The sequence below is a fragment of the Micromonospora sp. NPDC049175 genome (assembly GCF_043197345.1).
In the GTDB taxonomy this organism is placed as follows: Bacteria; Actinomycetota; Actinomycetes; order Mycobacteriales; family Micromonosporaceae; genus Micromonospora.
Map to the genome: position 1 here is coordinate 699,302 of NZ_JBICSY010000002.1, position 22,810 is coordinate 722,111.

Annotated in this window: 22 protein-coding genes; 10 read left to right on the plus strand and 12 right to left on the minus strand. The window is 71.0% G+C overall.

Annotated features, from left to right (window positions below; translation table 11 throughout):
• Positions 1 to 61 precede the first annotated feature (61 nt).
• Positions 62 to 1,738, plus strand: coding sequence for an MDR family MFS transporter (locus tag ACGFH8_RS10180; RefSeq protein WP_357251784.1), 1,677 nt, complete (start codon positions 62 to 64; stop codon positions 1,736 to 1,738).
• Between the two features lie 45 nt (positions 1,739 to 1,783).
• Here ACGFH8_RS10180 and ACGFH8_RS10185 read toward each other — a convergent pair whose 3' ends face one another.
• The gene (locus ACGFH8_RS10185; RefSeq protein WP_393365766.1) at positions 1,784 to 2,641 is read right to left on the minus strand and encodes a helix-turn-helix transcriptional regulator; all 858 of its coding nucleotides are present in this window, start codon (positions 2,639 to 2,641) and stop codon (positions 1,784 to 1,786) included.
• A gap of 147 nt (positions 2,642 to 2,788) precedes the next feature.
• Here ACGFH8_RS10185 and ACGFH8_RS10190 point away from each other — a divergent pair, with 147 nt between their 5' ends.
• Positions 2,789 to 3,898, plus strand: a complete 1,110-nt coding sequence (locus tag ACGFH8_RS10190) for an NAD(P)/FAD-dependent oxidoreductase (protein WP_393365768.1) — start codon at positions 2,789 to 2,791, stop codon at positions 3,896 to 3,898.
• 112 nt (positions 3,899 to 4,010) lie between these two features.
• Here the strand turns inward: ACGFH8_RS10190 and ACGFH8_RS10195 are convergent, their stop codons facing one another.
• Positions 4,011 to 4,643 (minus strand): TetR/AcrR family transcriptional regulator, encoded by a 633-nt coding sequence (locus ACGFH8_RS10195; protein WP_393365770.1) that lies wholly within the window; start codon positions 4,641 to 4,643, stop codon positions 4,011 to 4,013.
• A gap of 163 nt (positions 4,644 to 4,806) precedes the next feature.
• Between ACGFH8_RS10195 and ACGFH8_RS10200 the strand changes: the two genes are divergently transcribed.
• Positions 4,807 to 5,841, plus strand: a complete 1,035-nt coding sequence (locus ACGFH8_RS10200; RefSeq protein WP_393365771.1) for an aldo/keto reductase — start codon at positions 4,807 to 4,809, stop codon at positions 5,839 to 5,841.
• A 21-nt stretch (positions 5,842 to 5,862) separates the two neighbouring features.
• Here the strand turns inward: ACGFH8_RS10200 and ACGFH8_RS10205 are convergent, their stop codons facing one another.
• Positions 5,863 to 6,354 carry an NUDIX domain-containing protein gene (locus ACGFH8_RS10205; protein ID WP_357812105.1) on the minus strand — a complete coding sequence of 164 codons (492 nt, stop codon included), beginning with the start codon at positions 6,352 to 6,354 and terminating at the stop codon, positions 5,863 to 5,865.
• Positions 6,355 to 6,410: 56 nt separating this feature from the next.
• Between ACGFH8_RS10205 and ACGFH8_RS10210 the strand changes: the two genes are divergently transcribed.
• The gene (locus ACGFH8_RS10210; protein WP_393365773.1) at positions 6,411 to 8,060 is read left to right on the plus strand and encodes a fatty acid--CoA ligase; all 1,650 of its coding nucleotides are present in this window, start codon (positions 6,411 to 6,413) and stop codon (positions 8,058 to 8,060) included.
• A gap of 185 nt (positions 8,061 to 8,245) precedes the next feature.
• Here ACGFH8_RS10210 and ACGFH8_RS10215 read toward each other — a convergent pair whose 3' ends face one another.
• The 6 genes from ACGFH8_RS10215 to ACGFH8_RS10240 form a co-directional block, all read right to left on the minus strand.
• On the minus strand, positions 8,246 to 9,256 hold the full coding sequence (locus ACGFH8_RS10215) for an NADPH:quinone reductase (RefSeq protein ID WP_393365775.1): 1,011 nt from the start codon (positions 9,254 to 9,256) through the stop codon (positions 8,246 to 8,248).
• Positions 9,257 to 9,284: 28 nt separating this feature from the next.
• Entirely contained in the window at positions 9,285 to 9,938 is a 654-nt protein-coding gene (locus ACGFH8_RS10220) for an HAD family hydrolase (RefSeq protein WP_393365776.1), read from the minus strand.
• 32 nt (positions 9,939 to 9,970) lie between these two features.
• A complete protein-coding gene (locus tag ACGFH8_RS10225) occupies positions 9,971 to 10,798 on the minus strand; it encodes a hypothetical protein (RefSeq protein WP_393367058.1) in 828 nt (275 codons plus the stop codon).
• Positions 10,799 to 10,987: 189 nt separating this feature from the next.
• The gene (locus ACGFH8_RS10230; protein WP_393365778.1) at positions 10,988 to 11,668 is read right to left on the minus strand and encodes an FKBP-type peptidyl-prolyl cis-trans isomerase; all 681 of its coding nucleotides are present in this window, start codon (positions 11,666 to 11,668) and stop codon (positions 10,988 to 10,990) included.
• Positions 11,669 to 11,814: 146 nt separating this feature from the next.
• A complete protein-coding gene (locus tag ACGFH8_RS10235) occupies positions 11,815 to 12,453 on the minus strand; it encodes a DUF4241 domain-containing protein (protein WP_393365779.1) in 639 nt (212 codons plus the stop codon).
• A gap of 74 nt (positions 12,454 to 12,527) precedes the next feature.
• Positions 12,528 to 13,550 carry a Ku protein gene (locus ACGFH8_RS10240; RefSeq protein WP_393365781.1) on the minus strand — a complete coding sequence of 341 codons (1,023 nt, stop codon included), beginning with the start codon at positions 13,548 to 13,550 and terminating at the stop codon, positions 12,528 to 12,530.
• Positions 13,551 to 13,635: 85 nt separating this feature from the next.
• Here ACGFH8_RS10240 and ligD (ACGFH8_RS10245) point away from each other — a divergent pair, with 85 nt between their 5' ends.
• The 3 genes from ligD (ACGFH8_RS10245) (at position 13,636) to ACGFH8_RS10255 (ending at position 16,643) form a co-directional block, all read left to right on the plus strand.
• Positions 13,636 to 14,577: a non-homologous end-joining DNA ligase gene (gene ligD / locus ACGFH8_RS10245; protein ID WP_393365783.1), complete on the plus strand. Its 942-nt coding sequence runs from the start codon at positions 13,636 to 13,638 to the stop codon at positions 14,575 to 14,577.
• A complete protein-coding gene (gene ligD, locus ACGFH8_RS10250; RefSeq protein ID WP_393365784.1) occupies positions 14,567 to 15,493 on the plus strand; it encodes a non-homologous end-joining DNA ligase in 927 nt (308 codons plus the stop codon). Before ligD (ACGFH8_RS10245) ends, ligD (ACGFH8_RS10250) begins: the two co-directional genes overlap by 11 nt.
• A gap of 106 nt (positions 15,494 to 15,599) precedes the next feature.
• Positions 15,600 to 16,643, plus strand: coding sequence for a hypothetical protein (locus ACGFH8_RS10255; RefSeq protein ID WP_393365786.1), 1,044 nt, complete (start codon positions 15,600 to 15,602; stop codon positions 16,641 to 16,643).
• Between the two features lie 78 nt (positions 16,644 to 16,721).
• On the opposite strand, the gene ACGFH8_RS10260 is transcribed toward ACGFH8_RS10255, so the two are convergent.
• The 3 genes from ACGFH8_RS10260 to ACGFH8_RS10270 all read right to left on the minus strand — a co-directional run bounded on the left by ACGFH8_RS10260 (position 16,722) and on the right by ACGFH8_RS10270 (position 21,137).
• On the minus strand, positions 16,722 to 17,369 hold the full coding sequence (locus ACGFH8_RS10260; RefSeq protein WP_393365788.1) for a TMEM175 family protein: 648 nt from the start codon (positions 17,367 to 17,369) through the stop codon (positions 16,722 to 16,724).
• A 255-nt stretch (positions 17,370 to 17,624) separates the two neighbouring features.
• Positions 17,625 to 19,928, minus strand: coding sequence for an esterase-like activity of phytase family protein (locus tag ACGFH8_RS10265; RefSeq protein ID WP_393365790.1), 2,304 nt, complete (start codon positions 19,926 to 19,928; stop codon positions 17,625 to 17,627).
• 54 nt (positions 19,929 to 19,982) lie between these two features.
• On the minus strand, positions 19,983 to 21,137 hold the full coding sequence (locus ACGFH8_RS10270) for a hypothetical protein (RefSeq protein WP_393365792.1): 1,155 nt from the start codon (positions 21,135 to 21,137) through the stop codon (positions 19,983 to 19,985).
• A 138-nt stretch (positions 21,138 to 21,275) separates the two neighbouring features.
• Between ACGFH8_RS10270 and ACGFH8_RS10275 the strand changes: the two genes are divergently transcribed.
• The 3 genes from ACGFH8_RS10275 to ACGFH8_RS10285 are packed head-to-tail and all read left to right on the plus strand — an operon-like array spanning position 21,276 to position 22,658.
• Positions 21,276 to 22,028 (plus strand): TIGR03089 family protein, encoded by a 753-nt coding sequence (locus ACGFH8_RS10275; RefSeq protein ID WP_393365794.1) that lies wholly within the window; start codon positions 21,276 to 21,278, stop codon positions 22,026 to 22,028.
• 40 nt (positions 22,029 to 22,068) lie between these two features.
• Positions 22,069 to 22,314 carry a toxin HicA gene (locus ACGFH8_RS10280; RefSeq protein ID WP_393365795.1) on the plus strand — a complete coding sequence of 82 codons (246 nt, stop codon included), beginning with the start codon at positions 22,069 to 22,071 and terminating at the stop codon, positions 22,312 to 22,314.
• Positions 22,314 to 22,658, plus strand: a complete 345-nt coding sequence (locus tag ACGFH8_RS10285) for a type II toxin-antitoxin system HicB family antitoxin (RefSeq protein WP_393367059.1) — start codon at positions 22,314 to 22,316, stop codon at positions 22,656 to 22,658. Before ACGFH8_RS10280 ends, ACGFH8_RS10285 begins: the two co-directional genes overlap by 1 nt.
• Positions 22,659 to 22,810 lie beyond the last annotated feature (152 nt).

The window sequence follows — 22,810 nt, forward strand, 5'->3', positions numbered from 1 at the left end:
TGGGCAGGGGGTTTTTTGGGGGTTGGGCGCATGTTCTTCGGTGTGCGGGATAGAAGGCCACATGACCACCGAAGCCTCCGCCGCGCCGGTGCTGAATCGTCAGCAGATCCGGCTGCTCATGTTCGGCCTGATGACCGGCATGCTGTTGGCCGCACTCGACCAGACGATCGTCGGTACGGCTCTGCCGACGATCGTCGGGGAGCTGGGCGGGATCAACCACTACTCGTGGGTGGTCACCGCGTACCTGCTCGCCTCGACGGCGTCGACGCCGCTGTACGGCAAGATGGCCGACCTGTACGGGCGCCGCCCGGTCTTCCTCTTCTCGATCGGCACGTTCCTGGTCGGGTCGCTGCTGGCCGGGCTGTCGCAGAACATGACCCAGTTGATCATCACCCGGGGCATCCAGGGTCTCGGCGCCGGTGGTCTGCTGACGCTCGCGTTCACCATCATCTCGGACGTGGTGTCGCCCCGGGAGCGCGGGCGTTACCAGGGCCTGTTCGGCGCGGTCTTCGGCATCTCGTCGGTGGCCGGACCGCTTGTCGGTGGTTACTTCGCGGAGACCGACTGGCGGTGGATCTTCTACATCAACGTGCCGCTGGCGATCCTGGCCATCGTGGTCTGCTACCACGTGATGCGGTTGATCCCGTTCGAACGCCGGGACCACTCGATCGACTGGCTCGGGGCCGGCCTGCTGGTCGCCGGGGTGAGTTCGCTGCTGCTCGCGCTGAGCTGGGGCGGCAACGAGTACGCCTGGGGATCGGGTGTGATCATCACGCTCTTCGTCGTCGGTGCGGTGCTGGGGGTGCTCTTCGTCCTCCAGGAGGCCCGGGTGGCCGAGCCGATCCTGCCGCTGCGGCTGTTCCGCAGCGCCACCTTCGCCCTGGCCAACTCGGCACTTCTCGTCATCGGTCTGGTGATGTTCGGTTCGATCATCTTCATCCCGCTGTACCTGCAGATCGTCAAGGGCGCCTCGCCGACCCGCAGCGGTCTGCTGATGCTGCCGATGATGGCCGGCATCATCATCACTTCGATCCTGACCGGTCGCGCGATGACCCGGATCGGCCGGTACAAGTGGTTCCCGGTGGCCGGCTCGGTGACCCTGCTGGTCGGCATGTTCCTGTTCACCCGGCTGGAGGTGAGCACCTCCCTGTGGGTGGCGTTCGGTTTCATGGTGGTGATCGGCATCGGTCTGGGTCTGTGCATGCAGTCGCTGATCCTGGCGGTGCAGAACGCGGTCTCCGTCCGCGACCTGGGCGCCGGCACGTCCTCGGCGACCTTCTTCCGGTCACTCGGTGGTTCGTTCGGGGTGGCGATCCTCGGCACGGTGCTCTCGTCCCGGCTGGCCAGCGGGCTCGGCGACCGGCTGCCCGGCGCGATCGCACAACTTCCGCCGCAGGAGCAGGCCGCGGTGGCGGCGAGTGGCGGCACCAACATCTCGATCAACGACCCGGCCACCATCCTGGCCCTGCCGGGGCCGGTCCGCGCGGCCATCCAGGGCGCCTTCGTCGACGCGTTGGACATGGTCTTCCTGACCGCCGGCCTGATCGCGATCGTGGCGGTGGTGGTCACCCTGACGCTGCCCAACACGCAGCTACGGGGTGCCGGCCCGCAGGGTGCCACCGGCGGCGCCGACCCGCTCGGCGGTGAGGCCCCGGCCCCGGGCGGCAAGCCGCTGACCCGCGAGTCCAAGGAGGAGGCCGCCGCCGACATGGAGGCCAAGTCCCAGACGATGATCTGAGCGTCTCGACACCGACCGCCCCGGACTGCTCCGGGGCGGTCGGCGTCAGCTGGCCACGAGGCGGAGCGGCTGCGGGTGTTGACTGTTGAGGCGATCGAGCGCGTCGGAGGTCGCCGCATCGGCGGGCAGGTACACGATCAGACGCTGGTCGTCGTCCGCCGGGAGATCGAGGGTCTCGTACGTGAGCCGGAGCAGACCCGCCTCAGGATGGGCCAGCCGGAAGATGCCGCTGGCCTTCGGCAGGCTGGGCACGGTGTCGACGCGCCGGGTGAAGGCGTCACCCGCCGTGATGGTCAGTTCGTCGGCCAGGGCGGCCATCGGCGGGTAGGCCCGGAACGGGCCTTGTTTGAGGGCGGCGACCTGCTCGTCGGCCAGGTGGTCCCAGTCGGGGTACGCGCGGCGAGCCCGGGCGTCGCCGAGGATGAACCGGGCGAGGTTGGCCGGCGTCGCGTCCAGCAGACCGATCGGACCGACCAGCCGCACGTACCCGGCGGTGTGGGCGAGGACGTCGCTGAGCTGGTTGAGCAGCACCGCCGGTGCGGGTTCGAGACGGTCGACCAGCGCCCGCACGGTCGGACGTACCTCGCCTCTCGGGGTGCTGCGGCCCCGGCAGTTGTAACTGGGATCGGCCGCCTTGGTGAGGTGGTGCAGGTGGGCGCGTTCGTGCCCGTTCATCCGGAGTGCGTTCGCGAGCGCGGCGAGCACCTGCGGGGACGGTCGACGGTCGCGGCCCTGTTCGAGTCTCGTGACGTACTCGACGCTCACGTCGGCGAGGGCCGCCACCTCGGATCGGCGTAGCCCCGGTGCGCGACGGCGCGGCCCAGCGGGAAGCCCCACCTCGGCCGGTTTCACCGCTTCCCGGTGGAGGCGCAGGAACAACCCAAGCTCGTTGTTGCTCACCATCCGAAGGTAACAATGCCGGCTGATCGGATGGTGTCCCTGCCACTACCAGCCTCGGTCCGGTCTCCCTGGGCTCCGGCCAACTGACGACCGTGAAGGGAGGCGCTCGACAGCTGTCGAGCGGGAGTTCCGGTCGGTTGGAGTTGGGTCATGAGTCGTACGGTTGCGGTAGTCGGCGGCGGGTACGGGGGTACGGCGGTCGCCAAGGCGCTGGAGTCGGTTGCCGATGTCGTCCTCATCGATCCTCGGGACGCGTTCGTCAACGTCGCCGGGGCGCTGCGGGCGCTGGTCCGGCCCGAGTGGGCAGGCAACATCTTCTTTCCCTTCGACACGGTGCTCACGCGGGGCACGGTGCTCCGGGATCGAGTGGTCTCGGTGGATTCCGGTGGTGTCACGCTGGCCTCGGGTCAGCGTGTCGCGGCGGATTATCTGGTGCTGGCCACCGGTTCCAGTTACGCCTACCCGGCCAGGCTCAACGCCGACTCCGTCGACGCGGCGCTCGACGACCTGCGTCAGACCCACAAGGAGTTGGCCAGCGCCGAACGGGTCCTGATCCTCGGCGCCGGGCCGGTCGGACTGGAACTGGCCGGTGAGATCAAGGACGTCTGGCCGGACAAACACGTCACCCTCGTCGATCCCGCCGAGCAACTGCTGCCCGGCTTCGAGCCTGAGCTGCGCGACGACCTGCACCGGCAGCTCGACGAGCTGGGCATCCAGGTGCGGCTGGGCACCAGCCTGGCCGCACCGTTGACGACCGACGCCAGTCGGGCCGCGACCGTCACGGCCACCACCACCGACGGCGACGAGATCACCGCCGACATCTGGTTCCGTGCCTTCGGTCTGCGGACCAACAGTGACTACCTCGGTGACGGGCGACTGACGACGCTCACCCCGCAGGGGCAGGTGGCTGTCACGGAAACCCTCAACGTGCGCGGGCCCGACGGCATCCTCGAACACGTCTACGCGATCGGCGACCTCACCGATGTCGCAGAGGACAAGATGGCCGCGTACGCGTTGCGGCACGCCGAGGTCGTGGCGCGGAACATCACCGCGCAGCTGAGTGGCGGGCAGCAGACGGCCACCTACCAACCGATGCCCCATCCCATGATCCTGATCCCGCTCGGGTCGCGACACGGTGTCGGCCAGATGCCCACGCCCGACGGCCCGGCCGTCGTCCCCGCCGCGACGGTCGCCGAGTACAAGGGCGTGGACCTGTTCACCGGGCGCTTCACCGAACAGTTCGGCCCCACCGCGGCCTGAAGTCATCGGCTGGTAGGAATGATCGACTCGGGGTCGGTGAAGTCGGGGTGTCCGCGCGCCGGGATGCCCCGACTCCCGGAGTGGATCAGGTCGATCCGGAGGGGCGAGAGGGTCAGGCGGGGCGGCGGTAGACGCCGTACCACCAGGTCGCGGCCAACTCCCGGGCGGCCGCCGCGTCGGTCTGGGGGTCGGCCGAGGTCGTGCTGACATGGTCGGCCAGGAAGCGGTCGCCGCCGACCACGATCAGCCGGCTGGCCGTCGTCACGTCCAGGTCGGCGGGGGTACGCCCGGCCTGCTGCTCGATCCGGAGCACGTCGACGGTGCGGGTGACGAACTGCTCCAGCCCCGCCGCCCAGTACTCCCGGACCGCCTCGTCGTACGCCGCGACCTCACTGATCGCCGCCAACACCGGGGCGTATGTCCGGTATATCCGGATCACGTCGGCGAAGATCTCGGTCAGCAGCGCGAGCGGATCTCCCGGTCCGCCGGGGTTCCACTCGCCGGTGCGGCCGAAGGAACTCTCCCGCATGGTGCCGGCGAGGCGCATGAGCAACTCGCTCTTGTCCCGGAAGTGGGTGTAGAAGGTCGACCTCGCCACCCCGGCCTCGGCGGCGATCCGCTGGACGCCGAGGTCGGTGAAGCGAACCCCCTGCTGGAGCAGCCGCTCGGTGGCCGTCAGCACCCGCGCCTCGACGGCGGCTCGTCCGTCGGGGTTGCTCGGGCGGCGGCGGGTGATCGAGGGCATAGCCGGATCCTAAGGCCTGGTTCATGACCGCCCTCATGAACCGGACCTTGGGTGGCCGGGGGCGGAGCGGCGACGTACGCTCGTTGCCGGACACACTGTCCGACACTATGACCAGGGAGTGCCCGACCTCGGCCTCCGAACCCCTCATCACGAGGAGCGACACGTGAAGTACCGACTGCTGGGCACCACCGGGGTGTACGTCTCGGAGATCTCGCTCGGCGCGATGACCTTCGGCGGCAGCGGGCACCCCCTCTGGGGCACCCTCGGTGGGCTGGCGCTGCCCGACGTGCAGCGGTTGGTGGACACCGCGCTGGACGCCGGGGTCAACTTCGTCGACACCGCCGACGGCTACAGCGACGGCGAGAGCGAGGAACTGCTCGGCAGGGCGCTCGGCAAGCGCCGTCGGGACGTGGTGCTGGCCACAAAGGTGCACTCTCGTACCGGCCCCGGGCCGAACGACGTCGGCACCTCCCGGCTGCACATCATGCAGAACCTGGAGGACAGCCTGCGCCGGCTCGGCACCGATCACATCGACCTGTACCAGATCCACAACTTCGACCAGGTCACGCCGATGGAGGAGATGCTGCGGGCGCTCGACGACGCGGTCCGGCAGGGCAAGGTCCGCTACATCGGCGCCGCCAACTTCGCCGCCTGGCAACTGTCCAAGGCGCTTGGCATCTCCGCCCGCGAGAAGCTGGCCGGCTTCGTCTCGGTGCAGGAGTACTACTCGCTGCTGGGTCGCGACGTCGAGCGCGACGTGGTGCCGATGGCGCTCGACGCGGGCATCGGGCTGACCGTGTGGAGCCCGCTCGCCGGTGGTTTCCTCTCCGGCAAGGTCGGCCGGGACGGCGCCGTCGCCGACAGTGGCGCCCGCAGCGCCCAGCCCGGCTACGCCAGCTTCACGCCGTTCGACCCCGACCTCGCCTTCGGCGTGGTCGACGTGCTCAAGGGCGTCGCCGCGCGGCACGAGGTCAGCCCGGCCCGGGTGGCGGTCGCCTGGCTGCTGTCCCGGCCGGCCGTGACGAGCGTGATCGTCGGGGCCCGCAAGCACGAGCAACTGGTGGACAACATCGCCGCCTCGGATCTCACGCTCACCGAGCAGGACCTCGCCGAACTGGACGAGGTCACGAAGCTTCCGGTCGCGTACCCGAACTGGATCCAGGAGGGTTTCTTCGCCGGACTTCGCCACCCGCAGTGAGGCAGGGCCCCCTGGGTCGGCCTACTTGAGGATGAGCCGGTTCGTCTGCTCGAAGACGTCCAGGTCGGCAAGGGTCTCGGTGACCGAGGTGGAGAGCGGGGCGGGGAACCGGTCGCGGGGGAAGAAGCCCGCGTCGGTGGTCTCGTCGGTGACCCGGGCGAGCTGCCCGTCCCACTCCTCCACCCGGAACGCCGTGGTGAAGACCTGGTACGTGTGCCCGTACATGTTCGTGCTCGTGCGGTCCGGGCCGGTGTAGAGGGCGAACGCGCAGACCCGCAGCGCCCGCAACCCGGTCTCCTCGCGGACCTCGCGGACCGCGCAGTCGGCGATCGACTCGCCCAACTCCATCGCCCCGGCCGGCATGGCCCACTGGCCGTTGTCCGAGCGTTGGATCAGCAGGATGCGTCCGGCGTTGTCGCTGACCACGGCGCGGGCGCCGACGAACATCAGCGTCCGATCCCCGGCGAGCGCGCGCAACTGCCCCACGTACGAGTCGGCCCAGGAAATGCTCACCTGCGACAACTTACGGGGGTTCCCAACGTGTGACCGCCGACACTAGCTTGTTACCCATGCGTAGCACGATGATGGACGCCCCTCTGCAGGTCTCCCGGATCCTCGATCACGGCGCAGGAGTCCACGGCTCTGCCGAGGTGGTCACCTGGACGGGCGCCGAGCCCCGCCGGATGACGTACGCCGAGGTGGGCCGCACCGCCGCCCGGCTGGCGCACGCGCTGCGCGACGAGTGCGGGGTGACCGGTGACGAGCGGGTCGCCACCTTCATGTGGAACAACAACGAGCACCTGGTCGCCTACTTCGCGGTGCCGAGCATGGGCGCGGTGCTGCACACCCTCAACATCCGGCTCTTTCCCGACCAGGTCACCTACATCGCCAACCACGCGCAGGACCGGGTGGTGCTCGTCGACAGCACGCTCATCCCGCTGCTGGCCCGGGTGATCGGTGAGCTGACCACGGTGCGGCACGTGGTGGTGGTCGGCGGCGGTGACCCGGCGCCGCTGGTGGCGGCGGCCGGCGACCGGATCACCGTGCACCACTGGGACGCGCTGCTCGCCGACCGGCCCGAGGTGTACGACTGGCCCGAGGTGGACGAGCGTGACGCCGCGGCGCTCTGCTACACCTCCGGCACCACCGGCAACCCGAAGGGCGTGGCCTACTCGCACCGGTCGATCTACCTGCACTCGTTGCAGGTCTGCATGCCGGAGGGCTTCGGTCTCGCGCCGACCGACCGGGAGCTGGCCATCGTGCCGATGTTCCACGCCATGTCGTGGGGTCTGCCGTACGCGGCCTTCCTCTCCGGCGCGTCGCTGATCATGCCGGACCGGTTCCTCCAGGCCGCGCCGATCGCCGAGATGGTCGCCGCCGAGCGGCCCACCCTGGCCGGCGCGGTCCCGACCATCTGGACGGATCTGCTGGCCTACCTGGACACCCACGACGTGGACACGTCCTCGCTCACCGAGGTGATCGTCGGCGGCTCGGCCTGCCCGCCGGCGCTGATGCACGCGTTCGACGAGCGGCACGGGATCGACGTCATCCACGCCTGGGGGATGACCGAGATGTCCCCGCTGGGGTCGGTCTCGCGTCCGCCCGCCGGCGCTACGGGCGAGCAGGCGTGGCGATACCGCTACACGCAGGGGCGGGTGCCGGCGGGTGTGCGGGCGCGGATCGTCGGCCCGTCCGGTGAGCCGCTGCCCGCCGACGACAAGGCCGTGGGCGAGCTGGAGGTCCGTGGGCCGTGGGTGACCGCCCGGTACGTCGGTGAGGACGCCCCGGACGAGGAGAAGTTCCGCGACGGCTGGCTGCGTACCGGCGACGTGGGCACCCTCTCGCCGGACGGCTTCATCACGCTCACCGACCGCGCCAAGGACGTGATCAAGTCCGGCGGTGAGTGGATTTCCTCGGTCGAGCTGGAGAACGCGCTGATGGGCCACCCGGCGGTGCTGGAGGCGTGCGTGGTGGGTGTGCCGGACGAGCGGTGGGACGAACGACCGTTGGCCACCGTGGTGGTCCGGGAGGGCGCCTCGATCACCGTCGAGGAGCTGCGGGACTTCCTGGCCGTCTCGGTGGCGCGCTGGCAGTTGCCGGAGCGCTGGGCGTTCATCGACTCGGTGCCGAAGACGAGCGTGGGCAAGTTCGACAAGAAGGTCGTCCGTTCGCGGTACGCCGAGGGCGAGCTGACTGTCCGGGAGCTGACAGCGCCGTAACGTTTCCCCCGGCACTGTCGCCGGGCGGGTGGAGTGCCACTCGACATTCCTCCGCAGGGGGCGGCCCCGGCGTTCGCACCGCGCCGGGGCCGCCCGTTCCACGCGGGGCGACCCGCAGAGTCATTGTTGCGAAACTTGTTCGCCTCTGTCCTGATGACAGGGAAATCAGGTGGTCAGCGACCCGATCAGGCGTCACTTGTCGTGATGAGCACCTTGCCCACCGTCGAGTCCTCCACCGCCTGGTGCGCCGCGGCCGTCTCGGCCAGCGAGTAGCGGTGCAGGGGCAGACCGGCATCGGCGCCGACCCGGAGACCGCCCTGGCTGGCGGCCGCCGCCACGTCCTTGACGCCCAGCGCCTTGGCCGCCTTCGGCTCGGTGTAGACGAGCACGAACTGCCAGCGCGCGTTCGGCGCCATCATCGCCCGGATCGGGATGGCCACCTCGTCGCCGCCGTCGTCGGCGTACATGCAGACCGCGCCGCCGTGCCGCAGCACCTGCGCGTCGATCGCGGCGTTGCGGGCCGGGGAGACCTCCACGATCGTGTGCACCCCGTCGGGAGCGATCTTGTGGACCTCCTCGACCACGTCCTGCTCCCGGTAGTTGATGACGAACGACGCGCCGGCCGCCGCCGCGAGCTGTGCCTTCTCGGCACTGCTCACCGTGGCGACCACCGTGGCGTCGGCCCAACGGGCGAGCTGGATCGCGGCGTTGCCGACCGCGCCCGCCCCGCCCTGCACCAGCACCGTGTGGTCGGCCAGCGCACCGGCGCGCAGCGTGTCCGGCATGAACTCCCCGGCGGTCAGGCAGCGGTGCGCGGTGAGGAACGGAATGCCCAGGGCGGCCCCCAGCTCGAACGGGGCGTCGCCGAGGCGCACCGCCTGCCGGACCGGCACCAGCGTGTATTCCGCTGCCGTGCCCCACGGCCGCTGCCAGGCGGCCTCCCAGATCCAGACGCGCTCACCGATCAGGTCAGGGTCGACCCCCTCACCGACCGCCTCCACCACTCCCGCGCCGTCCTGCCCGGGGATCTGCCAGCCCTTCGGCGCGAAGGAGCGCCGGGACTTCCAGTCGGTCGGGTTGACCCCCGACACCGCCATCCGGACCAGGACCTCGCCAGCCCCCGGCTCGGGCACCGGCCGATCGACCAGCTCCAGCACCGAAGGATCGCCGGTCCGCTCGTACACGATCGCTTTCATCTGTGGTCTCTACCCCTCTCGGTTGGCGTCAACCCAGGCTCTCCACCAGCTCCGGGGTCAGCTCCCCGATCGCACCGAGCGACACCACGGCGAGCCCGGCGGCGTCCGGGTCGAGGGGGTACGAACCGTGCGGTACGGCCACCACCCGCATCCCCGCCGCGGCGGCCGACCGCACCCCGTTCGACGAGTCCTCCACCGCCACGCAGCGGGCCGGGTCGACGCCGAGGCGCTCGGCGACGCGCAGGTAGACATCCGGTGCCGGCTTGCCCCGCTCGGTCTGCTCGGTGGACAGGGTCGCGCCGAACTCGTCGGTCAGTCCGGTGGCGGCCAGCGCCGCCTCGATCAGCCGGGTCGGCGACGAACTGGCCAACCCCAGCGGCCACCGTGCGGCCAGCCGGCGGACGACCTCATCGGCGCCGGCGATGAGCGGTACGTGGTCCCGGTAGCGTCGGGTCATCTCCTCGACCACCTCGACGGCGACCTGCTCGGCGGTGCGGCCGACACCCAGCTCGCCGCTGAGATAGTGGGCCCACTCGCCGGTGCTCATCCCCATCAGCCGCCGTTGCGTGTCCGGCTGCCACGTCCCGCCGTGCGTCGCCACGTACGCCCGGCGGACCTCCTCCCACACCGGCTCGGAATCCACGATCACGCCGTCCAGGTCGAAGACCACCGCATCTGCCACGGGCCCATCCTGCCCGATCGGCGGGTGCCCGGTCAGCCGGGCAGCGCGGGCAGGCCGAGCGGGCTGCTCTCGGGGAGCAGGGTGTGGCCGGACCGGGCGATCGGCTCCAACAGCTCCCGGAGCCGGTCCGTGTCCTGGTCGCCGAGCGCCTGCCACGGGTGCGCGGCGGCCCGGTCGGTGGCGTCCTCGATGGCCTGGAAATCGGCCCGGGACTGCTCGGTGGTCGTGCCGTCTTCGGTCAACCAGCCCCGCCGCGTCAGCCGCTCGCGGGCGGCGTGCCACTGCTCCTCGGACCAGCCCCGGCCCAGCAGGTACTGCGGCGGCGAACCGTCCCGCGCTACCCGCCAGGTGAGCGTCTCCACCGGGTCCAGCCCGGCGGCCACCAGCGCCGCCACGTGCCCGTCGCCCCGGTGCTCGCGCAGCGTCGTGGCGGCCTGCCAGAGCCGCGCCAGCGGGTATTCGCCGACCGGCAGCGCCGCGTTCGCCGCGCCGAGCACCCGGCCGGCGGTCTGCGCCGCCGAGGCGGCCCGTTCCAGCAGGTCGGCGGCCTCCGCCAGGTGCGACTCCGGCAGCTCGTAGGTCAGCTCGGCGAGCGCCTGCACGGCACCTGTCAGGCGGGCGCGCAGCGCCTCCGGCGGGGTGGCCAGCCGCCACACCGCCGGCAGCGCGCGGGCCACCATCGGCGGCGCGAAGGTGAAGAAGACGGCGATCACCGGGGCCGCCTCGGTGGCGCCCAGCGGCGCGGCCCGGCCGGCGAAGTAACCGCGCCAGTAACCGCGCAGCCCGACCGCCTCGTACGCGGCGCGGGCCCGGGGGTGCAGGTAGGTGACCGCGTGCACCGGCTCGAAGTAGGCCCACATCGACCGGGCGGTCCGCCCAGGCTCATCCAGCGCCGTCATCTGCACCTCCGCGTCGGAGTCCCGGATCTCACCCCGGACGGCGAACCGCCCGGGGTGACGCCGAACCTACTGCCGCTGGGTGACGGGCCGGAAGCCCCATGTGAACAACTCCATCGCAGCCCGGCGACAACCGGGACGATCAGGACGGGGTCACTGGGCGGCGAGCACGTCCACCACGAAGCGCAGCGGGCCCTCCGGCGCGCCCTTGGACGCGGCGTCCTTGCCGAACGCCAGGTCCGTGGGGATGTCGAGCTGCACCCGGCTGCCCACGGTCACGCCGACCAGGCCCTGGTCCCAGCCGGGGATGACCTGGCCGACGCCGATCGGGAAGCTGGCCGGCTGTCCGCCCTTCCAGGACGAGTCGAACTCCTTGCCGTCCTTGTAGAACACCCCCACGTAGTTGGTGGTGATGTTCTGGCCCTTCTTGACGGCCGGGCCGGTCCCCTTGATCAGCGGGATGACCGCGAGCTTCTTGAGCTCGCCAGTGCCCGGCTTCACCGCGGGCTTGGTCTTCAGCGCCGGATCGGCGTCCGCGGGAAGCTGCGGGGCGGGCGGCGCGGCGGGCTCGTCGGGGGCCGGGACGGTCGCGGACGGGGTCGCGTCGGCCTGGTTCTTGGGCTTGTCGTCGCCCCCGCCGCCGATCGTCACGAAGACGGCGATCAACCCTCCGGCCACGACGACGGCGGCGAGGCCGCTGATCACCGCGTTGCGCTTACGCTTCCGGTCGGCGGCCTTCTTCGCCGCCAACTGGGCGGCCAGCCGGCGCCCCGACTTGGTCGCCGGGCTCTGATCCTGGTCCGCCGGCCGGTTCTCCTGCGTCCGCTCGCTCACGTCGTCGACTCCCTGCTGCGAAGTGTGGCCGGCACCCGGTGCCGGGGGGAAAGCCGACGCACACGGTACCCGCACCACGGCCCACCGTGCCCGCCGCGGACGCCTCGGATCGCCCAGCGCGGCAGTTCCGGGATCTTCCCGGGCGGTTATCCCGGGACGACCATGAAGTCGGTCACGAACGAGGTGACCCGGCCGTCGGCGGTACGCCCGATCCAGGTGCCGTAGCAGCCGTCGCCCCAACCGGTGGCCACGGTGACGACGTTCGCGCCGCTGGCCTCGTCCAGGACGGCGGTGATCAGCCCGCGCACCGGCGACATGGGCAGCTCGGCGGGGACGAAGACCTCCTCGATCCGGTCCTCGTCCCACGCTTCCAGGGCGGCGAGCGCGGTCGGGTCGGCGAGGGTGCCGGCGCCGGCGTCCACCCCGTACCCGAAGTAGTCGTCCGCGCCGAGCGTGGCGACGTCCTGGTCGCCCGCGACGGCCGGCTCCCACCTGACGGTGGGCTCGGCGGAGACGACCAGCTCCAGCGCGGCCACCCGCCGGTCCACCTCGGCGTCCTCCCGGAGCACCACCGCCACCCAGGCGCGGGCGGGATAACGCCCCGGGGCCACGGTGACCGTGAACGGCTCGGCCTCCGGGCACACCAGCGGGTCACACCCCACCACCTGGCCGGTGGGAAGCACGACGTCGCCCACCGGGTGGACCTCGATCAGGTACGCGCCGTGCTGGTCGGTGAAGCGGGCGCCGGGCGTCAACAACCGGTCCAGGTCAGGGGTGTACGGCATGAGGGCTCCTCCGGTGGCCAGCGGCCGGCGGAGCGTACCCGGCCCGCCGGACACCGTCGTCGCTGCCGTACCGGTCAGGCGCTCTTGCGGGGTGCGCTCTTGCGGGCGGCCGTCTTCTTCGCCGGCTCCGCCTTCTTCGCGGGTGTCTTCTTGGCGGCGGTCTTCTTCGCCGGCTCGGCCGCCTTCTTCTCGGCCGTCTTCTTCGCCGTGGTCTTCTTCGCGGGGGCCTTGGCGGCCTTCTTCTCCGCCGCCTTCTGCGCCGACCGGGCCGACGAGATGGGCGTCGGCTCACCGCCACCGCCACGGGCGGGTTGCTCGCCGCGGGCCGCCTTGGCCCGCTCCACCGACGCCTTCAACGCGGCCATCAGGTCCACCGCCGCGGCCGGGGCCTCCTCGGCCTCCTCCGGCTGGACGACCTCCCGACCCTCCACCTTGGCGTCGATGACCTCCTGCAACGCGGCCCGGTAGTCGTCGGTGAAGACGTCCGGCTCGAACTCGCCGGTCATCGAGTCGATAAGCGAACTGGCCATCGCCAGCTCCGGCGGGCGCACCTTGAGGTCCTCGTCGAGGAAACCGAAATCCGGGGTACGGATCTCGTCCGGCCAGAGCATGGTGTTGAGCAGCAGCACTCCCTCGCGGACCCGCAGGGTGGCGAGCTGCTCCCGCTGGCGCAACGCCACCTTGACGATGGCCACCCGCTCCGAGTCGATGAGCGCGTCGCGCAGCAGCACGTACGGCTTGGTGGCCGTGCCCTCCGGCTCGAGGAAGTACGCCTTGTTGTAGAGGATCGGGTCGACCTGCTCGGCCGGCACGAACTCCAACACGTCGATCGCGCGCGAGCTGGTCAACGGCAGGTCGGCGAAGTCCTCGTCGGTGAGGATCACCATCTCGCCGCCGCCGATGTCGTAGCCCTTGGCGATGTCGTCGTAGGTGACCTCCTCGCCGCAGACCGAGCAGGTGCGCTTGTAGCGGATCCGGCCACCGTCCTCGCGGTGCACCTGGTGGAACCGGATGTCCTTCTCCTCGGTCGCGGAGTAGAGCTTCACCCCGATCGAGACGAGCCCGAACGACACGGCTCCCTTCCAGATGGCACGCATCCTGCGCTCCCTTCCCCGGTATCGACCATGCTCGCATCCCGAAGAACCGGACGCGAGGTGTTCGGCCTGCTACTACAGTCGGGTCGTGCCTGGCGCGCCGCTCAAGCCGATGCTCGCGATGACCGGGCCGCTCCCGGCGGGTGCCGGCTGGGCGTACGAGTTCAAGTGGGACGGGGTCCGCGCGCTCGCCGACATCTCCGGCGGCGACCAGCACCTGTACGCCCGCTCCGGCGTGGAGATCACCGCCGCGTACCCCGAGCTGGCCACCCTGCCCGAGCAGGTCGACGACGCCCTGCTCGACGGCGAGGTGGTGCTGCTCGGCGCGGGCGGACAACCGTCGTTCACCGCCTTGGCCGAGCGGATGCACGTGCGGGACCACAACAAGGCGGCCCGCCTGGCGGCGGTCATGCCGGTGACGTACATGATCTTCGACCTGCTGCGGCTGAACGGGGACGACCTGACCGGCTGGCCGTACGAGCGCCGCCGGGAGGCCCTGGACGCGCTCACCCTCGGCAGCACCCGGTGGGCGGTGCCGCCGGTCTTCGCCGACGGCCCGGCCACCTACGAGGCGGCCGGTGAGCACGGCCTGGAGGGCGTGATGGCCAAGCGGGTCGGTGCCGTCTACCGCCCGGGGGTGCGCTCGCCGGACTGGGTGAAGGTCAAGTTGGAGGTGACCGGCGACTTCGTCATCGGCGGTTGGCGGCCCGGCGCGCGCCGGATCGGCGGGCTGCTGGTCGGGGTGCCCGGCCCGGACGGCCGGTTGGTCTACCGGGGGCGGGTGGGCGGCGGGATCGGGGCGGCCATCGAACGGCAGCTCCTCGCCGAGCTGGAGCCGCTGCGCTCCGGCGTGTCACCGTTCGCGCCGGGTGTGCCGCGCGAGGATGCCCGGGGCGCCATCTGGGTAGAACCCCGGGTGGTGGTGGAGGTGAAGTACGGCCAGCGCACCCCGGACGGCCGACTGCGCTTCCCCCGGGTGCTGCGGTTGCGCCCGGACAAGCCGCCGGAGGAGGTCGAGGATGCCGGCTGAGCGGCTACGGGTGGACGTCGAGGGCCGCCCGCTGGAGCTTTCCAACCTGGACAAGGTGCTCTATCCGGCGGCCGGTTTCACGAAGGGTGAGGTGATCGACTACTACACCCGCATCTCGCCGGTGCTGCTGCCGCACCTGCGGGACCGGCCACTGACCCGGATCCGCTTTCCCAACGGGGTCGACGACAAGTCGTTCTTCGAGAAGAACACGCCGGCCGCGACCCCGGACTGGGTACGCGTGGAGAATCTGCCCGCCCCGGGGTCGACGAAGGGCCGGGAGACCATCGACTACGTGGTCGCCGACGACCTGCCCACCCTGGTCTGGCTGGCCAACCTGGCCGCGCTGGAGCTGCACACGCCGCAGTGGAAGGTCGGCGAGCACCCGGACATGATGGTCGTCGACCTGGACCCGGGGCCGCCGGCCGGGCTGGCCGAGTGTTGTCCGGTGGCGGTGCTGATGCGTGACCGGCTCGCCGCCGACGGCGTCGAGTCGTACCCGAAGACGTCCGGCAAGAAGGGCATGCAGCTCTGCTGCCCGATCGCGGGCACCCAGCCCGCCGACGACGTCTCGGCCTACGCCCGGCGGATCGCCCAGGAGTTGGAGCAGGCGCATCCGAAGCTGATCGTGTCGAAGATGGCGAAGAACCTGCGCCCAGGCAAGGTCTTCATCGACTGGAGTCAGAACAACGCCGCGAAGACCACTGTCGCCCCGTACTCCCTGCGGGCCCAGTCGGTGCCGTCGGTGTCGACGCCGCTGACCTGGGACGAGGTCGAGGCCGGCGCTCGCGGCCGGAAACCGGCCGTCCGCCAGTTCACCGCCGCCGAGGTGCTGACCCGGGTCGAGGAGTACGACGACCTGCTCGCCCCACTGCTCGACGGCGGCCCGGAACTGCCGGCCATCAGCCGGTCGAGCTAGCGCGGACCAAGGCCCCGGGAGGACGGGTTTGCACGGGTCGTGACAGTTGCTCTTGTCAGCTACCGTCCGAGCCGCAACTCCTAACAACACGGGGGAACCCTTGACGATGTCCTTCACTTCCCGCAGCCTGCTGGCCTGGACCGCGCCCGTGGCGCTGGCGCTGACCGCGCTCGCCCCGGCCCTGCCGGCCCAGGCGGCGGCGAAGCCCACGCCCACCGTCACCGCCGGTCAGGTCGACAAGGACCTCAACGGTGACGGCGTCGCCGACCTGGTCACTGTCGGCGGCCCGGGCACCCGCCTCGCCTCCGGCGTCTGGTCGGCGCTCGGCCTGAAGTCTCGCAAGACCGGCGTCGGCACCGGCAAGGTGCAGACTCCGGCCACAAACATCGGCCTACTCGGCAATGGTGTCACCGGAGACGAGTCCGGAGCGGACTTCGACGGCGCCCAGGTCATCACCGGTCGCTTCACCGGCTCGGAACGCCAGGACTTCCTCTATTACTACCCGACCGGCAACTCCGCCGGTGCCGCCGTCATCATCCGCGGTGCCGGAGACGGCACGATGCCCAGCCCCTACAACAACGGGTTCTCCGTCCCGTACGAGTTTCTGGCCGACGCCAACGGCAACAGCCCTCTGCAACTCGCGAACGCGTTCCAGGCTGACGGCGTCGACACCAGCATCCCGGATCTGTTCGGCATCGCCGGCGACGCCACAAACGGCTACCGGCTCGGCTACCACCCCAACTTCCACGCGGCGGGCCTCTACTTCGGTGTCACCGACCTGACCAACCCCACGCCGACCGGCGCGGCGGACTGGCAGAACTGGACGATCGCCAGCACCGAGACCGCGTCGGGGGTGGCTCTCTTCCTGCGTAACGCCGGCACCGGGCACCTGTACCTGTGGACCGGGGTCACCATGGTCGACAACGGTGACGGCACCGGCACGTTGACGCACACCCAGTACCGGGTGGCGACGAACTGGAACACCGGCGTCGCGATCAGCACGCTGCAGGCTGCCGACATCAACGCCGACGGCACCCCGGACCTGTGGACGGTGCTGCCGAACGGCACCTACCGGGCGTACCTGATCTCCGGCTTGTCCAGCACTGGCACCGCGACGGTCACCGCCACCCGCGCCCGGCGGCTTGCCTAACCTTCAGGGTTGCCCGCCACCTGGTTCTGCGACGGCAGTAGGCGAACCGAACGAAATTCGCCTACTGCCGTTGCCGGACTAGACCCGCCGCCACCGGTGGTAGCCGCGGACGACGACGAGCACCACGACGGGCAGCAGCCAGGTGTACTGCGCGGCGGCCGTACTGACGAACGCGATCGGGATCGAGATCGCGAAGGCGAACACAGGTACCGCGATGGCCCGCGCGGTCCCCATCGCCGTTCCCGGCGCGGCGTCCGGTCGGAGCAGTCCGGCGCGGTGCAACTGCCAGAGCAGCAGGAGCAGGCTGGCACCGACGGCAACGACCACAGTGGCGTACGCGACGACGCCTACCTGCTCGGCGCCCTCCTCGCGGTGCAGCCGGGTGGCGAGTGGCAGGACGACGATCGTGAACAGGAAGAGCAGGTTCAGCCAGGCGATCCACGGGCCCAGCCGGGCCACCCGCTGGAAGAGCCGGTGGTGCACCCACCAGAAGGCGCCGATCACCACGAAGCTGAGCAGGAACGACAGGTACTCCCCGGTGAGCAGCTCGCCGAGCGAACGCCAGCGGGCCGCGTCGCCGTCGCCCTCCGGCAGCGGCAGCTCGATCGCGAGCAACGTCATCGCGATCGCGATGACCGCGTCGGAGAAGAAGACCAGGCGTTCCAGACCTCGGTCCGCGCCCTCGGTCTCGCTCGTCGGGGCACTGTCGCGGGTCGCTGCCGTCACGGCGCTCAGTGTGCCACCCGGCTCGCCGGCCCGGCGAGGTCGGCGACGGACCGGGGCGGTCACCTCGACGCTCGAACCCTTCGATTGTGCACCCACGGCAGTTGTGCGTGATGCCCTCTGCGCGACCGAAGAAACTGTTCGGCTCTCGCGTCGGCGGGACGGCCGCGGGTCGACAACCTCGTGCTGGAAAAGAAGGCGGCCCGGCGTCCACGCCTGTGGACGCCGGGCCGAGGTGGTTCATCCGAGCGGTGCCGATCAGCGGTGTCCGAAGACCTTCCGGCTGGAGCCCAGCCGCAGGAGCACCGTCTCGCCGGTGGCGTCCTGCACCCCGTCGTTGTCGGTGATCGCGTACACCTCGCCGTTGCCGGCCACGGTCAGGCCCTCCAGCTTCTCCTGGGTCCAGCCGTTCGTGGCACGTAGCGCGGGCAGCACGTCGACGGCGAGCGTCTTCGGCAGCACGGTCAGCGGGCCGGTCGCCGCCGCGCCCGGCAACGGCACCGTGTAGATCCGCTTGACCGCGGCGGCCGGACCGTTCAGCTTGTCCCGCTCGATGACCGCGAGCCGGTCGCCGACCACTGTGATCTCGGAGAGGCCCATCCAGTCACCGGGCGTGCTGGTAGCACCCAACCGGTAGCCGTACCAGCTCCAGGTGCCCGCCGTGACGTCGTAGCGGCCCAGCCGGACGATCCCGGCCGGGTCGGTGCTCAGCTCCCGCTGCACGGCCACCCAGACGATTTCCCGGCCCTGCCGGTCGGTGGTCGCCGTGACGCCCTCCAGGCCCTGCTTGCCCAGGCCGGCGGCGACCTCGGCGGGCAGCGTGACGGTCTGCCGGGTCACCCCGGCGGCGTCGAGCCGGACCAGCTTGTTCTCCGCGCCCTTGGCGCCCTCGACGGCGAGCCAGAAGCCGCCCTGCGGACGGGCGACGATGCCCTCCGCGTCGTACCCGACAGGGGTGCCGGCCGTGTCCCGCACCGGTAGCGCGCCGGTGATCAGGGCCGGTGACCGCTTCGCGTCGATGGTGAGGATGCGGGTCTGGCTGTACGCCGCGTCGGTGACGCTGTAGAGCTGGTCCCGCTTGCCCGGCACCGCGCTCAGCGCGCCGAGCGCGCCCCAACCGATGGGGGTGCCGGTGCGGTCCGCGCCGGAGACGATGCTGGGGAACTCCGGGGTGCCCGTGCCGAGCTGGAAGAGCGACACCGAGGCGCGGACGTTGACCGAGGCGTCGTCCTCCTCGCTGGAGACGGCGAGCAGCCCACGCGACGGGATGGGCAGCAGACCTTCCGGCCCATTGGTGGTCGGCAGCACCTGCCGGAACACGGGCTTCGTGGGGTTGCCCAGGTCGTAGACGGCGACGAAGTTGCTGCGCTCCGAGCCGACGAACGCGTAGCGCACCCCGCCGTACTCGGCGACGGCCACGCCCTCCGGCTCGGTGCCCTTCTTGCCGGCCCGGTCCTCGTTGTGCAGCCCGTAGGTGACGGCGAGCCGCTCGAAGGTGTTGCCGGCGTCCCAGGCGACGCGTCCGGTGCGGCTGTCGAAGATCGACCAGCCACGGGTCCCGCCGTGCCAGTCACCCTCGTTGGCCGTGGCCAGGTAACGGTCGTCGACCCAGGCCACCGCGTCTGGCTCGCGGGGCACGTCGGTGATGCTGCCGGTCAGGTCGATGACACCGTCCTTCTTGGTGTCGATCCCGTTGATCGTTGCGGTGCCGGCGCTGAACACCGAGGTGAGCCGGCCGGTGGGCAGGTCGACGAGGGCAACGCCGTTGTTCTCCTGGAGCGTCACGGCCAACTGGTTGCGGTTGTTGATCGAGACGTACTCCGGTTCCGGGTCGGTCGGCGCGGCGAGACCGGCCTGGGCCAGGGCGGGCAGCGCGCTCCCGTCGGCGCGGGTCAGCGCGACCGGACGCAGCCGCCAACCGGTCGGGGACGTCCCGGTCAGGTCGACGATCTGCACGAAGCCGGCGGGGGCCTGGGGCAGGTCGCCCTCCGCGCCGCCGGGCGGGGTGGCCTCCTCGTCGCGCTCGTTCTCGATGGCGATCGCGGCGTACCGCTTGTCCTTGCTGATCGCGATCGAGTCGGGCTGGCCACCGAGGTCGAAGCTGGCGACCCGCTTGCGGCTGGCCAGCTCGATCACGTCGAGCCGACCCGATGGCGCGGTGTAGCTGCCGCTGGTGTTCACCACCACCAGCACGTACCGACCCACCACGGCGACCGAGGTGGGCTCGTCCTCGGCGTCGCCGAGCTGTGCCAGGGAGAGTGTGCCGAGGCCGCGCGGTCGGTCGGCACGGGAGATGTCCAGGAAGCCGATGCGCCGGGCCAGCGCGTCGGTGTGGATGAGGGTGCGGCCGTCCTCGCTGACCGCCGAGATCTCGGCGACCGTCGCGGTGGTCGGGTCCTCCCCGGTGGGACGGTTCTGGAACACCGGATACGTGGCGACCCGGTCGAAGGCGAGCGGCGGGTGGTGGTGGTGCCCGCCTGCCGACGCGGGGGTGGCCCCGGTCAGGCTGGCGGCGGCGACACCGGCTGCGGTGAGCGCGGTGAATGCTCTTCTGAGAGTCAAGGACTTCCTCCGTTAGGTCGTACCCGCACGGAGGCTGACAGTCGTGGGGGAGCGTCAGCTTGCGCCGACATGAACAGTCGGCGAAGCGCGTCGCAGCCGCCACCAGGCACCCACGACCAGGGTGACCGTGACGACGGTGACCGCGATGTCGCCGGCCAGGGCCGCCGCCGGGCTCGCCGGGGAGTACGGCGGCACCACGTACGCGAACGCGGCGGCCATGACCAGGCCCGCGCTGCCGGCGACAAGCACGTGCCGCTGCCCCCAACCGCCGCGCGTCGACAGGTTCGCGATGAGCCCTCCGGCGACGGCGGCGAGCGCGAGCGCGACGATCATCCCCGGCCAGCCGGGCGTCACGTCGGAGCCGAGGCGGACGAGGACGACGGGCAGGCCGACCCACAGCGGGTGCGGCGCCCGGCGGGTCCGGCGCGGGCGGGGGCGGCGCCAGCGCGGGAGCAGGGCCGTCGCGACGAGGGCAAGGACCAGCGACGTCGCGAAGGTCAGTTGGAGTGGGCTGGCCAGGAAGACCTTGTCCCCGCTGATGTTCGAGAAGATGAACAGGCTGCCGAGCAGGTAGACCAGACCGACGACGAGGAGACCGGTTCGGCCCAGCCAGGGCCGAAGGCGGCGGTCCGCCCCGAGGAACGACTCGATGAGGACGATCGGCGCGCAGATCGTCAGCACTATGTGGTTACCCACGTAGTCGAACGCCTGCCGGAGGCTGAAGTCGAGCCCCGGCACCAGCGTCGCCTCGGCGGCGGCCCGGGTGTCGGCGTACTGGGTGTCGTCCAGGAAGTCGGGGTTGAACAGCGACTGGTCGACAAGCCCAGCCTGGAGTACGCCGAACGCGGCGGCGAGCAGCACGATCGTCGGCCAGCCCGCGCCGAGGTGCCGGGCGGTCTCCCGGATCAGGATCGCCGCGCCGCCGTACATCGGACCCAGGAAGATCAGCACCGGGAGGAAGTCGTCGATGGCGAAGCCGCCCCACGAGCACTCCGCCGCCCACGGCGCGAGCAGCAGCAACGCGATCACGGGCAGGAGCCGCCGCCGCAGCGGCAACCGGTCGGTGGTGGCCGGGCGGTCGGTGGTGGCGGGGCGGTCAGTCCTGGTCGGGTGGTCAGCGCCGGCGGGGCGGTCAACGCCGGCCTGTCGGTCGGTGGTGGAAGGGCGGTGGGTGGCGGGGCCTTCGGCGGGGTCGGGTCCGGCGGGCACGGGCACTCCTCGGCGTTTCGGGGCTCACCTGCACCGTGCGCCCGCCAGTCGGCCACTCGATACGGCCATCGGGCGACGATCGGCGCGACCAAAGTCGTTGCGTAGGGTGGGGTCGACGTCGACCCGGGGAGCGTGGAGATGCAGCCAACCGTCACGGACGAGCTGGCGGCCCAGCCCGTCGATGCCGAGCAGCCCCTGCTCAGTTACCGCGACGAGGCGACCGGCGAGCGTGTCGACCTGACCGCACAGCAGGTCGGTTCCTGGGCGGCCCGCAGCGCGAGCCTGCTGCGGGACGGCTGCGGTCTCGGCCCCGGCAGCCGCGTAGCGGTGCTACTGCCGCCGCACTGGCGTACCGCCGCGGTGTTGTTGGGCGCGTGGGCCTCGGGCCTGGCGGTGTCGTTCCGACCGCGCGCCACCGCGGGCCTGGCGGTGCTCGAACCCGGCGGCGACCGGCCGTTCGACGCGGTCCTGGTGACTCCGGAGCGGCAGGACGACTGGCTGGAGGACGTGCCGGACGCGCCACACCGCTACCTCGTCGGCACCGGCCCGGGGCGGTTGGCCGACGTGCCGCTGGGTTGGTTGGACTGGTCCGCCGAGGTGCTTCGCCACGGCGAGGCAACGCCCGACCACACCGCGATCCGGCCGTCGGACCCGGCCACCGCGGACGGCACCACCTACGGGCAGTGGGGCGCGATCGCCAAGGAGTACGCGAAGATGCTGGACCTGCGCGCCGGTGACCGTCTGCTGGTCGACGCCGCCGAGCACGAGGAGCCGTTGAAGTGGCTTCTCGCGCCCCTCTCGGCCGGCGCGTCCGTGGTGATCAGCTCCAACCTCGACCCGACACGGCGGGACGCGATCGTCGCCGCGGAACGGGTGACCCGGGTCCTCTGAAGAGTTGGGGCGGTGGTACTGCGGGTAGTACCATGGCGGGGTGCCCTCGATAGCCAAGCTCGTTGAAGCGATGCGACAGCATCAGCAGAACATCGCCTACAACGATCTCTATCGGGTGTGCGAGCACCACTTCGGCAAGCCGCGGCAGGCGGGCAGCTCGCATGCCGTGTTCAGGATGCCGTGGGTCGGTGACCCACGCGTCAACATCCAGGACGACAAGGGCAAGGCCAAGGCGTATCAGGTCCGGCAGGTTCTCAAGGCGATCGACAAGAAGGAGGCGATGTGATGCAACCCGACGCCCGTCCCGAGATCACGCATTACACATACCGCGTCACCTGGTCTGTCGATGACCAGGAGTTCGTCGCCACTTGCGCCGAGTTTCCGTCGCTATCCTGGCTGGCCCCCGCACAGGTGGAGGCGCTGCAAGGCCTTCAGCGTCTCGTGCAGGAGGTGATCGCGGACATGGAGGAGCAGGGCGAGGCGGTGCCGCAGCCATTCGCGGAACGAAGCTATTCGGGCAAGTTCAACCTCCGTGTCGGGGAGAGTCTGCATCGCGAACTCGCCATCGAGGCTGCCGAGGATGGGATGAGCCTCAACCAGTACGTCCTACGGAAGCTGCGCGCGGCCTGAGCAGTCGGACAATGCGCATGCTTTGATCAACTCGGCTTTGGTGAAACCGGGGCATCAACCTGTCCGGGATGCCGCGACTTTCTGGAAGCCGAGTTGATCGGGATGCGTCACCCGTCCGGTGGAGGCCGTTCGTTCCGCCCGCTCTCACGTTT